Below are 13218 nucleotides of genomic sequence, written 5' to 3' on the forward strand. Positions count from 1 at the left end.
ATTGTCGAACCGGGAAATGCGCTACGCGGACTGCAAAGCACGACTACTCGATCGTCGGCGCGACGGCGCGAGTCATGGGCGCACACGCGCGACGAATCTCAAGCGATGACGCGCAGCGGCGCCAAGCGACCAACGCGGGTCGCGCGCGACGTCTGCGGCGCGCGCACCAAAGCATCAACGCGCACTACGTCCCCGCGAATCGCCGCGACCTAACCGCCGTCGTTCTTCGTCGTACCCGGCGGAACGCCCGACTTCGGCGGCGCGAACAGTCCGGGCAACGGAGGCGGCGGTGGTGCCTTGCCGTCCTTGTCCCAGGTCGCGCCATTGTTTTCCTGCAGCGCGGGCTTGAACGGCACGTCCGGCGGCGGACGCGCGACCGCGGGTTGCTCGTTGAGGTTCGGATCGGAGATGTCGCACCCGCCACCGAACTGCAGGATCGAAATGATGCAGACGATGCGCTTGTTCGTGCCGGGAATCGGGATGCCGACCTGCTTCACGCCCTTGTCGACCCAGTCGTCGAGGAGCGTCGCGTTCGGTCGCCACACGCGATCCCAACGCGTCGGCTCGTACGGAGACGGCTTGCGCTTGAGCCACGTGCCCGCGCGATCGAGATCCTTGATTTCGGCGGTGATCATGCCCGGCGGATGCCCCGCGGACGCCGAGCCCGGCCCTTCCGCGAGGCGCGGCCGGCCATCGCCGTCGTAAAGGCTGTTACCGGGACGATTCCGGTTCGAATCGCCCCAATCGTCGCCACGCTTCTGCGTCGCCCATGACCCGGGCGCCGGCGTGGCTTTCGGCCCGGTGCCAACACCTGCGCTCGGACTCGAACTCGTCGGTCCCGCCGCTGCTGCACCGGGCGCGCTTGATGTGGCAGCCGATGCACTCGAACTCGCTGCCGAGCCGGGCGTGGCCGCGGTCTGCGTTCCGGTGGTCGACTGCGCCGCGCTGGATGCAGTCGCCGTCGACGCAGTGCTGCTCGCCGTCGCAGTCGACTTCGATGGAATGTCACGCGCCTGCACGTCGACCGATTGCGCCGCCGCGCGCGGCACTTCGACGGTCGGCGTGACCGTCGTGCTCACCGATGGCAGGCGCACGGCTTCGGGAATGTCGCGCGTCACGACCGTCGGCGTCGCGGCGCGTACCGGTTCCACGTCGACACGCGGCGTCGGCACGTTGAGTTCGGGCGCACGCGCGAGTTCGGGAATCGGCACGACGCGCACTTCCGGGACCTGCGCCGGCTGCGTTTCGACTGCAGGCGTCGGCAACGACGTCGGCGGCAACGTAAACGTCGGCGGTTCCTGCGACACCACCTTCGATGTTTCGACCGGTTGCGGCGGCGTGGCCGCGGGCGACGTCGGTGTCGTGTCAGCCGGCGCATTCGCAGTGCTCGACGGCGCTGCCGGCGCAGGCGCGGCGGATGCCGCGGACGACGCAGCCCCGGACGCCGCACGCGAGGGCGATGCCTCAGCCTGCGACGCGGCAGGCGACGGCGCGGGACCACCGCCCTCCTCCGCCGGCGTGCCCTGGCCGATGTATTCGACCTGCACGACCTGGTCCAGCTCCGGCGCCGGCGGCTCGATCCGCAGCGCCGTGATGATCAGCAACAGCACGATCAGCAGGACGTGCCAGACGAAATCGACGCCGCCCGCGATCCAGCGCCAACTGCGTTCGTCCTTCGACGCGGGCTGCCAGTTCTGACGCCACAGCGTGCTGAAGGCCTGCCAGCGATTGAGTGCGATCGCGCGAGCAGGTGGCGATGCGAGTTCGCGCGCGGCGAGCACCGCGACGATCGAGTCGACCGGCGCACCGCTCACGTGTCCCGGCTTCTGCGCCCAGCGATCCAGCCACGCGTTCCAGCTGACGCGCGCAGCCGCACGCAACCGGCTCGACGGCCCGGCGCGCGAGTTGAGTGCTTCGATGATGTCGGCGGCGGTCGTCACTGCCGGCGCGCGAAAGTCAGGCGGCCGTGTCGCGCGGGATGTACGGTGCGTCGCCGGTCGCGTGGTCCGTGGCGTCGCGCACCGCGGTCACGCCGGGCACCTTTTCCATCAGCGTGCGTTCGATACCCTGCTTCAAGGTGACATCGGCCATTCCGCAACCATGGCAGCCGCCGCCGAAGCGCAGGTAGACGGCGCCGTCTGCATCGATCGATTCCAGCGACACGTGGCCGCGATGCGACGCGAGCTGCGGATTCACTTCGTTGTCGATCACGTAGCGCACGCGCTCGACGAGACCCGCACCTTCGCCCGGCGCCTGGCCCTTGATCTTCGGCGCGCGGATCTGCAACTGGCCGCCGGTCGCCTTGGTTTCGTAGTCGATCGTTGCGCCTTCGAGGAACGGAACGCTCGCGGCGTCGAGCCACAGGGTGAAACCGTTGCAGTCGACCGCCCACTCGTCGCCGTGCAGGTCCGCCGGCTCGGTGAACTCGAGGCGGACGTCCGCGCGCGGTGTACCCGCGTCCGATGCCGACAGCCGCACGCCCAGGCCGGGCATGGCCTCGCGTTCGATCAGTCGACGGAAATGGGTCTGCGCGGATTCGGAAATATCGATCATCCCGCTATTCTAGACACGCTTCCTGCCGCTTCTTCGCGCCGCTTTCACGACTCGACCGGTGGCAGACGGTCCCGATTCAGTCATTCTTCGATGCGACGCGCCATGCGCGACGAACGCGACAGGAGTCCGCCATGCCTTCGAACCTCGCCCAGCAACGCTGCACGCCGCGACGCGGCGCCGAACATCGCATCGACGAAACGCGCGCCGCTGAATTCCTCCGCGAGCTGCCGGACTGGAGCGTGGTCGAGGACGGCCAGGCCATCACGCGTACGTTCCGCTTCGCCGACTATTACCGGACGCTGGCTTTCGTCAACGCGCTGGCTTACATCGCCCATGAGCAGGATCACCATCCCGACCTCGGCGTGCATTACGACCGCTGCGTCGTCCGCTATTCGACGCACGATGTCGGCGGCCTGTCCGACAACGACTTCATCTGCGCCGCCAAGGCCGATGCGCTGGTCGGCTGACGTGCGCGTCGCGGCGCTGGGTTTGTTCGTCGCGACGCTGACGGCGTGCAGCCAGGGCGCAGCGCCACCGGCCGCACCGGTCGGCAAGAGCGCACCACCATCGGCGGTCAGCACGCCGCCGCCGGGTTATCCGGAGGCTCTGGCCTGCGCCGGTGTCGGGGGAACGGTGCAGATGCGCGTGCTGATCGGCACTGATGGTCACATCAGCCAGACCGAGATCGTCACCGGCAGCGGCAATCGCGATCTCGACGCTGCGGCGCAGGCTGCCGCGCGGACGTGGACGTTCAATCCCGCGCTGCAGGCCGGTAAGCCGGTCGCGCAATGGATCGCAGTGCCGATGACATTCCACGTGCCGACCGACCACGTGCCGACCGAACGCCCCGAAGCCTGTGACGCGCAGGAGCAGGCGGCCGCCGAGGCACTGCAGAAGAAGTAACCGGCGCGAATGCGCTCAGCGCAGCCGGTCGAGCACGTCGACGAGCTCGGGCGCCAGCGGCGCGTTGAGCAGGTACGGCGCGCGGCCGGCGTCGAGCGCGAACTCCAGCGTCGACGCGTGCAGGAACATCCGCTTCAGGCCGATCTGTTCACGCAGGCGACGATTGACGTCCTCGTCGCCGTACTTGTCGTCACCCGCCACCGGGTGACCGATGTGCGCCGAGTGCACGCGGATCTGGTGCGTGCGACCGGTCTCGATGCGGACCTCGCAATACGAATGCCCGCCGCGGCGTTCGAGCACGCGAAAGTGGCTCAGCGACGCCTTGCCGATCGCATTGACCTGCACGTGTCGCTCGCCGCCCTGTCGCAGGCCGATGTGCAGCGGCGCGTCGACCGACATCGTCCCGTCCGGCATGCGCCCGACCAGCAGCGCGAGGTAGCGCTTGGCGATGCCGCCTTCCTCGCGCATCAGGGCCTGCAGCTCGGTCAGGGCCGAACGCTTCTTGGCGACGACGAGCAGTCCGGAGGTGTCGCGATCGAGACGATGGACCAGTTCCAGCGTCTGTCCCGGGCGCAGCGCGCGGAGCGTCTCGATGGCGCCATGGCTGATCCCGCTGCCGCCGTGGCTGGCAACGCCCGACGGCTTGTTCAGCGCGAGCAGGCGCGCATCTTCGTAGACGATCGCGGCGTCGAGCGCGGCCATGAGGCCCTTCGCGGGCGGTGCCGTCTCGCCCGGCTCGGCGACACGGACCGGCGGAATCCGCACCTCGTCCCCCGCCTCGAGCTTGCGGTCCGCCTTGGCGCGGCCACCGTTCACCCGCACCTGGCCCGACCGCACCAGCTTGTAGACCAGCGAACGCGGCGCGCCCTTCAGCTGCCCGAGCAGGAAGTTGTCGAGGCGCTGGCCGTCACGGTCCTCGGGGACGCGGACGGTCTTCGCGCCGGGCGTGGCCGGCTGGGTCATGAACACGTTATCTGTTAAACTCGCGTCGCGAGATAAGGTTTTGATTTCGCTGGAAGATGTGTCGCTTACCCCCGCCTGGACGGCGGGTGCGGCCCGGGCCGAAAGCCCTCTTCCGCGATGCGGCGCGCGCCTGACCACGACCCGCGGGGTCGGCCATGTTAGCAGCGCGCGCTGGCAACACCCGCCCTCGCCCGACGGTTCGCCGTCGCGCAATGACATCCGACCCGTGCGACGCCGAAGGTAATCCCCGACGCGGCCGCCGGCCCACGTTTCACAACAAGTTTCACGAACAAGCGCTCCCGCGGCCCGCCGTGGTGTGCAGCGCTGGAAGTCAGGCCCACCCGCGCATCGCGCGACGGGCCCGTACCCAGACGGACGCCACGGCGCCGTCGCGCGGATGCGCGCGAGGACGCCAACCAATGAAGCGAATGCTCATCAACGCGACGCAGGCGGAAGAACTGCGCGTGGCGATCGTCGACGGCCAGTCGTTGTACGACATCGACATCGAACAGCCGTCGAAGGAACAGAAGAAGTCCAACATCTACAAGGGCCGCATTACCCGTCTCGAGCCTTCGCTCGAAGCGGCCTTCGTCGAATACGGCGCCGAGCGCCACGGTTTCCTTCCGCTGAAGGAAATCTCCCGCGACTACTTCCAGGCAGGCGTCGACCCGAACAAGGCGAGCCTGAAGGAACTCCTCAAGGAGGGCCAGGAAGTCGTCGTGCAGGTCGACAAGGAAGAGCGCGGCAACAAGGGCGCCGCGCTGACGACGTTCATCTCGCTCGCCGGCCGCTACATGGTGCTGATGCCGAACTCGCCCACCGCGGGCGGTGTGTCGCGTCGCATCGAAGGTGACGACCGCGCCGAGCTGAAGAAAGCGATGGACGCGCTGACGATCCCGGACGACATGGGCGTCATCATTCGCACCGCCGGCGTCGGCCGCGACGCCGAAGAGCTGCAGTGGGACCTCGATTACCTGCTGCAGATCTGGCGCGCCGTCTGCGAGGCCGCGCTGGCCAAGCCCGCGCCGTTCCTGATCTACCAGGAGTCGCGACTGATCATCCGCGCGCTGCGCGACTACATGCGCCCGGACATCGGCGAAGTGCTGGTCGACACGCCCGAGATGTATGCCGAAGCGCGTGAGTTCGTGCAGCAGGTGATGCCGCACAACGTCCGCAAGCTCAAGCACTACACGGACGACGTTCCGCTCTTCAATCGTTACCAGATCGAGTCGCAGATCGAGAACGCGTACGAACGCACGGTGAAGCTGCCGTCGGGCGGCGCGCTGGTCATCGACCAGACGGAAGCGCTGACGGCGATCGACGTGAACTCGGCGCGCGCCACCAAGGGCGGCGACATCGAAGAGACCGCGTTCAACACCAACCTTGAAGCGGCCGAGGAGGTCGCGCGCCAGATGCGCCTGCGCGACCTCGGCGGTCTGGTGGTGATCGACTTCATCGATATGTCGTCGACCAAGCACCAGCGCGAAGTCGAGAACCGGCTGTCGAGCGCGTTGCGACACGACCGCGCGCGCGTGCAGATCGGCCGCATCTCCCGCTTCGGCCTGCTCGAAATGAGCCGCCAGCGCCTGCGTCCGTCGCTGGGCGAGTCCAGCCAGATCGTCTGCCCGCGTTGCGAAGGCCACGGCCGCATGCGCAGCGTCGAATCGCTGTCGCTGTCGGTGCTGCGCCTCGCCGAAGAACACGCGATGAAGGACAACACCGGCCAGGTGCTGGTGCAGGCCCCGACCGAGATCGCGAACTACCTGCTCAACGAGAAGCGCCGCGCGCTGGCCGAGATCGAATCGCGCCACGAAGCGCCGATCGTGATCATCGCCGACGACCAGCTCGAGACGCCGCACTTCGAAGTGACGCGCATCCGCGAGAACGAGATGGGCGAAGAGACGAGCAAGCCCAGCTACCAGCGCGGCACGCCGCGCAAGGTCGCGACGCATGCGCTGACCAAGGCGCACCTCAACATTCCGCCGCCGCCAGCCGTGACCAACGTCAAGCCGACGACTCCGGCGCCGCTACGCGAGCCGCGGGAAGCGGTCGTCGCCGCTGCACCAGTCGCCGCGCCCGCGCCGACGCCGGCTCCGACACATTCGGTCGGTCTGGTCGAACGCATCTTCCGCTTCTTCCGTGGGCAGACGCCGACCGCACCGCCGCCGGCACCCGCGCCGTCGCAGCGCGAAGGTCGTGGCGACCAGGGTCGTCGTGACCGCAACGATCGTAATGGCCGCCGCAACGAAGCTCGTCGCGACGAGCGTCCGAGTGGCCGTCCGCAGGGTCAGCCGCAGAACGGCAAGGGCCCGCAGCCGCAGCAGAACAAGCCGCAGCAGCAGGGCAAGAATCGCCCGCAGCAGAACGGCGAGAAGCAGCAAAACGCCGACAAGGCGCTGCAGCCGAAGCAGCAGACCCAGCAGCAACCGCAGCAGCAGAACCAGCCGCAGCAGCAGAACCACAACCGGCCGCCGCGTGGTGAGCCGCGTGACGTCGCGGCTGTCGAAGCACCCGTCGTCGCGCGCGAGCCGAAGCCGCAGCGTCCGCAACCGCAGGCCGACGTGGCGCCGAAGCCCGTCGTCGCTGTCCCGGTGGATGCCGCCGAGTCGGTGCCGACCAACGAACTGACTGCCGCACCCGCGCCGGTCGAGACGATGGACGCGGCTGCCGTCGCGGTCGAACAGATCGACGGCGGCGATGCAGCGAAGGCCGAGGGCGCACGTCGTCGTCGCGGCCGTCGCGGTGGTCGTCGTCGTCGTCGTGGCGGCGCCGAAGGCAACGAGTCGATGGACGCGCTGGACGCTGCGGATGCGCAGGACAGCGAAGACGGTTTCGATGACGAGCCGGGCGAGGCTTCCGCGGAAGTCGCATCCGGTGACGGTCGTCCGCAGCCGGAATTCGAGTTCGACGATATCCCGGCGACGCCGCGCCCGGCTGCCAAGCCGCGTGAGTCGTTTGCGCAGGTCGCGGCGCAGACCGCCGTGCCTGTCACCGCGATCGCTATGGCGCAGGACGTCGTTTCGACGGCCGGCGCTGAAGCTCCGCAGCATGCAACCGAAACGGTAGTGGCGACTTCGCCCGCCGCCGTTGCGGCACGCGATGAATCGCATACGGGTATCGGCGCTTCCGCATCGACTGGTTCGAGCGCCAATGCGTCGGAACGGTCGACGGAAACGTCGGTTGCGTCGCCCGTAGTGCGCCAGACGGTCTTGAGCGATGTCACGCCAGAAGCCGAATCGAAGGGTTTGGCGGATAGGCCGGAAGCAGCTTCCGAAGCACCGATGCGCGGCGATATCGCCGCGAAGGCAGCGGAACCTGCGGACCGTTCCGAGCCGACGGGTTACGCGTCGGTACCGACGGCGTCTGCGCACGAGGCACCGCGCGCGCCTGCGCCTGAAGCCGTGTCGGCATCGGTACAGGACGTCCGGACGTCTCGAGACGTCGCGCCGATTTCGTCCAGCGCGATTGAGACCGCTGCAATGCCGGTTCACACCAGTGTCGCCGAGACGGGCGGTACGAACGCGGTCGGTACGTCCGCTAGCACGTCGTTTGCGCCCATGAGTGCGCCCACGGCAACGCCCTCTGCGCCCGTCGCGCTCGAGCCGGGTGCGGAATCGATTGATGAGTCGGCCGACATGGTGGGGACGCCGTTCCTGACCGACGCGACGTCGACGAACGAAACGGTCGTCGAGAGCGGCACATCGGAGGACGTCGAGCACGGCGCCGTCGGCGTGATGAACTCGCGCGATGCCGCGAGCGTCAATGCACTGCCGGGTGGCGTCGGTTCGGCGCCGTCGCAGGGCGACCTGCTCGGCAACGGAGACTCGCGCGACAGTTGACGACGCGCAGCGACTTACGGTGCGTCGTCATGGAAAGGGCCGCGAAAGCGGCCCTTTTTGTTTGCGCGTCGTTGTGGTGCGTCCTAGTCGGCAATGGCGGGGCGACATGCTGCGCGAATCAATGCGTGCCGTGTACTGCGCGCAGGCTCAGTGTGACCACGAAGATGCAGCCTTCGACGACAAGGCACGCAAACCGAGAGCGCGCGAGCGCGCGCTCCAAGCGAACGTGTCGACAGCTGCGCGGTCGCGATCGCCGACACCCGCCGCTCTCAATGGCTCAACCGGTCAGCGGCTCAGCGGCTCAGCGGCTCAGCGGCTGATCGTCAATCGCCGCAACAACAACCCGCCTACTGCACGACCGTAGACGGATCCGCCAACCCGTATTGCGCAACCAGTCGCGCAAGCCCGACGGTGTCGCTGATCGACAGTCCGAGCTTCTCGAACATGCGGCTCTTGTGCGTATTGACGGTCTTCGGGCTCAGGCTGAGCCGACGCGCGATCTCCTGCTGCGGCAGGCCCTGCACGAGCAATAGCGCGATTTCGACTTCGCGCGGCGAGCAGTCGTCGAATGGCGACGAACCGCCACCGATGCCTGCAAGCGCGAGATTCTGCGCAACCGACGGCGCGAGGTATTTGCGACCGCGCGCCACGTCGCGAATCGCGCGCAGCAGTTCGTTCGCATCGCCGGCCTTGCCGACGTAACCCGACGCGCCCGCTTCGATCATGCGTTTCGGCAGCGGGCCGTCCTCCATGACCGACACCGCGATGACGCGTGCGCCGTAATCGCCGCGGACGATGCGCTCGGTGACTTCCAGCCCGCTGAGCCCAGGCAGATGCACGTCGCAGAGCACGACGTCGGGCTTGAGCTGGCGGATCTGCGGCAGCGCCTGGTCGCCGCTGTCGGCTTCGCCGACGACTTCGATATCGGTCTGCGACGACAGGATCATGCGCATTCCGGTGCGCACGATCGCGTGGTCGTCGATGATGAAAACTCGGATGGACATCCTTTCCCCCGGTAGATTTGAAATTTCCCCGGGAAAAAGGCTACTGGCGAGTGGTTGCCGACGCAACCAGCCGTCGATCAGTCGAGCTTGAGGTCGGCGTCGCCCGAGAAGGTTTCGATCGAAACTTCCGCATCGCCGCCGCCGTAACGCTGGCGGAAATTCGAGCCGGGGCCGTGCTCGGGCCGTTCGATGGTCGCGCCCGGTGCGCGCAGCGTGCCGCTGAAGCTTTCGCCGCGTACCTCCGCCGAAACCGTCTTCGGCAGCCGCAGGCGCACGTCGCCGCTCACCGTTTCGAGCTTCATGCGCGCGTGCGGCGCGAGTGCAGTACGGATGTCGACATCGCCGCTGACGCTGGTGCCTTCGAAACGTTCGACCTGCGTATCGACCACGTCGACATCGATTCCGCCCGACACCGATTCCACGCCGACGCCGCGGCCCAGGCGACCGCTCAGCTTGATGCTGCCACTGACGCTTTGAACATCGACGTCGGCGCGATTGATGGTGAGGTCGACATCGCCACTGACGCTGTTGACGTCGACGCGATCCGCCGCAGCAGCAACGGTCGTATTGCCGCTCACGTTGTCGATGCTGAGCTTGGACGGCGCCACGCCCCATGCGGTGACGTTGGCGGACACCGCGGAGATGTCGAGGTCTGCGCGCACGGGCACGGTGACCTTCAATGTCGTCGGCTCGGCGCTGCGTCCGCCCATCAGACGACCGAAGCCGTGGCTCTCCGGATACTTCACCGAGATGCGCAGCGAATCGCCGTCGCCTTCGATCTCGAGCTTCTCGACGCCAGCGCCGAGCGTGCCTTCGATCTTCACTTCCGGACGGTCCCAGGCGCGCACGTCGATGCTGCCCTTGACGTTCTCGATCTCGACGCGACCGCGCGCATCCAGTGCTCGAGTCTGGTTGATGGGCGTGCCGGCGTAGGCCGGAACGACGGCGAGCGCGAGCGCAGTGGCAAGCGCGAGTGAGCTGATGTGCATGGCGGCCTTCATGGTGTCTCCGGTCAGCCCACGACCGCGCGCTGCGAGAGCGAGAGGCGGAGCGCATAGGTGCGACGCAGCTGGTCGAGCAGCAGTCGCGAATCGGGATCGCGCTCGAGGGCGCTGCGGATCTGGCGTGCACTGCGGTCGAGTTCGCCAATGGCTGGCGCAAGTTCGGTCGACGACGCGGTCGCGTTCGGCATCGAACGCAGCGCGCGGTCGTATTCCTTCGTCAGCTTCTGCGCTTCGCGGTGCACGGGTTCGACGGTGGGCGGCGAGAGGCGCTGCACCAGCGTGCCGGCGCCAATCGCGAGCAACACGGTGGCAGCCATCGCGAAATAAGGCGTACGTCGCGTTGCACGCGGCGCAGGTGCCGACAGACGCGCCGAGATGACGGGCCAGAGATCGGTCGCCGGTGCGATGTCGCGACGTTGCGCGCGCAACTGCCAGCGCAGTGCATCGGGCAGCGCGCGGTCTTCGTCGAGCGGGATGCGATCGTTGTCGTCGTGGTTCATGCCGTTTCTCCCAACCGTTCGCGCAGCAGGCTGCGCGCGCGATGTAATTGCGCCTTGGAACTGCCAACCGCCATGCCGAGTTCTTCGGCGATTTCCTCGTGGCGCCAGCCTTCGATGTCGTAGAGGACGAGCACCGCCCTCGCCCGCGGTGGCAGGCTCGCCACCGCTTTCTCAAGGTCCATTCGCAGCGCGGTGCCGCTACCCGCGGAATCCTGCAGGCCGACGAACTCCAATCCGTCTTCGTCGCCCTGGTCGTGTCCGCGAACGCGGCGGCTGCGCATCTCCATCAGCGTGGTGTTGACCGCGAGCCGGTGCAGCCACGTGCTGAAGGAAGCGTCGAAACGGAAGTCGTGCATCGCCTGCCACGCGCGGACGAAGGTTTCCTGCGTCAGGTCCTCGGCGCGCGTACCCTGCCCGCCCACGAGGCGGCAGATGACGCCGTGCACGCGGCCCGCGTGGCGGCGGTAGAGCGATTCGAATGCCGCGGTGCTCCCCGACGTGGCCGACGCGATGAGCGCCCGCTCCTCGTCCACGGGGGATATGGCGGCGTTCGGGGGCGTGTCGAGCACGGCGGTGAGCATACCCTTCGGATGCGGCGGGACGGCCCGCGGTTTAAATGCCCACCGTCACGGTGTTTCGATCCGTCGGGTGCCAGCTTGGCCCACGGCGCATCACCCGCGCCCCGTGTTCCAGCTTGGAGCCCACGGCATGCGCCTCGAACCCGACAGCCCGGGTCTGCTGTCCGCCCTGCTGGAAAGCATGGCCGACTACGCAGTCGTCCTGATCGACCCCGACGGGGTGGTCCGCCTGTGGAGCGTCGGCGCCGAGCGCCAGTTCCAGTACACGACGGACGAGATGCTGGGCCAGCCGGTCGTGCGCCTGTTCACCGAGGTCGAACGCGATGCCGGCGCGCTCGACGCGACCGTGCACGCAGCTCTGCAGGAGGGCCGAGCCTGGGACATCCGCTGCATGGTGCGCCGGGACGGCACGCACTTCTGGGCCGAATGCCTGGTGTCGCCACTGCGCGACAGCGATGGCCGGCTCATCGGCTTCCTCAAGGTTGCGCGCGATGCCACGGCGCGCAAGCGAGACGAGGAAAAGATGATGCTCATGGCGCGGATGGATCCGCTAACCGGGCTTGCGAACCGCACCGCGCTCGACGAGAGACTGGTCGCCGCCGCGCAATCGGCTGCGCGCTCGCGACGCATGATGGTCGTGCACATGATCGATCTCGACCATTTCAAGGTCGTCAACGATCGATACGGGCATGCGATGGGCGACGAGTTGCTGCGTCGCGTCGCCAAGCGCATCACGCGCGTCGTTCGCGCAACGGATTTCGCCGCGCGACTCGGTGGCGACGAGTTCGTACTGCTGCAGACCGAGGTCGACGACCCGACGATTGGCGGACGCGTCGCCGCGCAGATCGTCGACGCGCTCGCGAAGCCGTTCCGCATCGATCGCGCCATATTGCACATCGGCGCAAGCATCGGCATCAGCGTGTTTCCGCGCGACTCGGTCGACACCAAGCAGTTGCTGCGCATGGCGGACGTCGCGCTCTACAAGGTGAAGTCGGACGGGCGCGGCGGCTATCACTACTTCACCGAGGACATGGACCGCATCGCGCACCGGCTCGGTACCGATCGCGCGATGCTGCGCGAGGCGCTGGACTGCAAAGCCTTCGTGCTGCACTACCAGCCGCAGATCGACACGCGCGACGGTCGCGTCGTCGGCATGGAAGCGCTGTTGCGCTGCGAGCATCCGGCGCTTGCCGGGTATCCGGTGCAGGACCTGATCGCGCTCGCAGAGAGTTCCGGGTTGATCCGCGACCTCGGCGTCTGGTGCCTGGGCGAGGCGTGCAGGCAGGCGCGCGCATGGCGCGAAGCGGGCATTCCGCCGCTGCGGATGTGCGTCAATTTCTGCGCCGGCGAACTCAATGACCCGCACCTGCTCGAGCGCGTGGCGGACGTGCTGGAAACCACGGGGCTTACGTCGGGCGACGTCGAGATCGAGATCACCGAGCAGCAACTCGTGGACTACAGCCGACCCGGTTTCACCGTGCTCGACGACCTGCGCGCGATGGGTGCCTCGCTCGCGATCGACGATTTCGGCACGGGCTATTCGTCGCTCGGCTATCTCGCGAAGCTGCCGGTGGATCGCATCAAACTCGACCGTTCGTTCGTCGAGCGTGTGCCTGACGACCCGTTGAGCTGCACGGTGGCGCAGGCGGTGGTCAATCTCGCGCATACGCTGGATCTCGGCATCGTGGCCGAGGGCGTGGAGACCGAAGCGCAGTCGCGCTTCCTGGAGGACACGCATTGCGAGGCGCAACAAGGCTTCTTCTTCAGTCGCCCGCTGGATCCGAAGACGATGACGAACTGGCTGTTGCGGCGATGCGAGACGAACGCGGCGGTGATCGCACGCGAGGCATTGCGGCATTGATGCGGAGCCGCGC

Annotated in this window: 11 protein-coding genes; 4 read left to right on the plus strand and 7 right to left on the minus strand. The window is 67.7% G+C overall.

The genetic code is table 11. The features are described 5' to 3' along the window. Positions 1-209 precede the first annotated feature (209 nt). A complete protein-coding gene (locus ACVWWW_RS10010; protein ID WP_027082159.1) occupies positions 210-1940 on the minus strand; it encodes a hypothetical protein in 1731 nt (576 codons plus the stop codon). A 16-nt stretch (positions 1941-1956) separates the two neighbouring features. Continuing rightward, a complete protein-coding gene (locus ACVWWW_RS10015; RefSeq protein ID WP_027082158.1) occupies positions 1957-2553 on the minus strand; it encodes an NfuA family Fe-S biogenesis protein in 597 nt (198 codons plus the stop codon). Between the two features lie 131 nt (positions 2554-2684). On the opposite strand from ACVWWW_RS10015, the gene ACVWWW_RS10020 reads away from it, so the two are divergent. Both ACVWWW_RS10020 and ACVWWW_RS10025 read left to right on the plus strand, forming a co-directional pair. Beyond that, positions 2685-3020: a 4a-hydroxytetrahydrobiopterin dehydratase gene (locus ACVWWW_RS10020; RefSeq protein WP_027082157.1), complete on the plus strand. Its 336-nt coding sequence runs from the start codon at positions 2685-2687 to the stop codon at positions 3018-3020. Then, a complete protein-coding gene (locus ACVWWW_RS10025; protein ID WP_036141392.1) occupies positions 3004-3456 on the plus strand; it encodes an energy transducer TonB in 453 nt (150 codons plus the stop codon). The genes ACVWWW_RS10020 and ACVWWW_RS10025 overlap by 17 nt, the downstream gene beginning before the upstream one ends. A gap of 15 nt (positions 3457-3471) precedes the next feature. On the opposite strand, the gene ACVWWW_RS10030 is transcribed toward ACVWWW_RS10025, so the two are convergent. Next, the gene (locus tag ACVWWW_RS10030) at positions 3472-4419 is read right to left on the minus strand and encodes an RluA family pseudouridine synthase (protein ID WP_027082155.1); all 948 of its coding nucleotides are present in this window, start codon (positions 4417-4419) and stop codon (positions 3472-3474) included. A gap of 419 nt (positions 4420-4838) precedes the next feature. Between ACVWWW_RS10030 and ACVWWW_RS10035 the strand changes: the two genes are divergently transcribed. Next, positions 4839-8258, plus strand: a complete 3420-nt coding sequence (locus ACVWWW_RS10035) for an Rne/Rng family ribonuclease (RefSeq protein ID WP_051234813.1) — start codon at positions 4839-4841, stop codon at positions 8256-8258. A 347-nt stretch (positions 8259-8605) separates the two neighbouring features. Here the strand turns inward: ACVWWW_RS10035 and ACVWWW_RS10040 are convergent, their stop codons facing one another. The 4 genes from ACVWWW_RS10040 to ACVWWW_RS10055 form a co-directional block, all read right to left on the minus strand. Continuing rightward, positions 8606-9262, minus strand: a complete 657-nt coding sequence (locus ACVWWW_RS10040; RefSeq protein ID WP_027082154.1) for a response regulator transcription factor — start codon at positions 9260-9262, stop codon at positions 8606-8608. A gap of 77 nt (positions 9263-9339) precedes the next feature. Beyond that, on the minus strand, positions 9340-10263 hold the full coding sequence (locus ACVWWW_RS10045; RefSeq protein WP_027082153.1) for a DUF4097 family beta strand repeat-containing protein: 924 nt from the start codon (positions 10261-10263) through the stop codon (positions 9340-9342). Between the two features lie 11 nt (positions 10264-10274). Then, positions 10275-10766, minus strand: a complete 492-nt coding sequence (locus ACVWWW_RS10050) for a hypothetical protein (RefSeq protein WP_051234811.1) — start codon at positions 10764-10766, stop codon at positions 10275-10277. After that, a complete protein-coding gene (locus tag ACVWWW_RS10055) occupies positions 10763-11347 on the minus strand; it encodes a sigma-70 family RNA polymerase sigma factor (RefSeq protein ID WP_027082152.1) in 585 nt (194 codons plus the stop codon). The genes ACVWWW_RS10050 and ACVWWW_RS10055 overlap by 4 nt, the downstream gene beginning before the upstream one ends. Before the next feature lie 127 nt (positions 11348-11474). Here ACVWWW_RS10055 and ACVWWW_RS10060 point away from each other — a divergent pair, with 127 nt between their 5' ends. Next, positions 11475-13205: an EAL domain-containing protein gene (locus tag ACVWWW_RS10060; RefSeq protein WP_051234809.1), complete on the plus strand. Its 1731-nt coding sequence runs from the start codon at positions 11475-11477 to the stop codon at positions 13203-13205. Positions 13206-13218: the final 13 nt, after the last annotated feature.

The sequence above is a fragment of the Lysobacter sp. HA18 genome, from assembly GCF_054057595.1.

Coding starts and splice junctions, on each gene's coding strand:
- ACVWWW_RS10015 (WP_027082158.1), bottom strand. CDS start 2,553: ATGATCGATATTTCCGAATCCGCGCAGACCCATTTCCGTCGACTGATC.
- ACVWWW_RS10030 (WP_027082155.1), bottom strand. CDS start 4,419: ATGACCCAGCCGGCCACGCCCGGCGCGAAGACCGTCCGCGTCCCCGAG.
- ACVWWW_RS10055 (WP_027082152.1), bottom strand. CDS start 11,347: ATGCTCACCGCCGTGCTCGACACGCCCCCGAACGCCGCCATATCCCCC.
- ACVWWW_RS10025 (WP_036141392.1), top strand. CDS start 3,004: ATGCGCTGGTCGGCTGACGTGCGCGTCGCGGCGCTGGGTTTGTTCGTC.
- ACVWWW_RS10020 (WP_027082157.1), top strand. CDS start 2,685: ATGCCTTCGAACCTCGCCCAGCAACGCTGCACGCCGCGACGCGGCGCC.
- ACVWWW_RS10060 (WP_051234809.1), top strand. CDS start 11,475: ATGCGCCTCGAACCCGACAGCCCGGGTCTGCTGTCCGCCCTGCTGGAA.
- ACVWWW_RS10050 (WP_051234811.1), bottom strand. CDS start 10,766: ATGAACCACGACGACAACGATCGCATCCCGCTCGACGAAGACCGCGCG.
- ACVWWW_RS10040 (WP_027082154.1), bottom strand. CDS start 9,262: ATGTCCATCCGAGTTTTCATCATCGACGACCACGCGATCGTGCGCACC.
- ACVWWW_RS10045 (WP_027082153.1), bottom strand. CDS start 10,263: ATGAAGGCCGCCATGCACATCAGCTCACTCGCGCTTGCCACTGCGCTC.
- ACVWWW_RS10035 (WP_051234813.1), top strand. CDS start 4,839: ATGAAGCGAATGCTCATCAACGCGACGCAGGCGGAAGAACTGCGCGTG.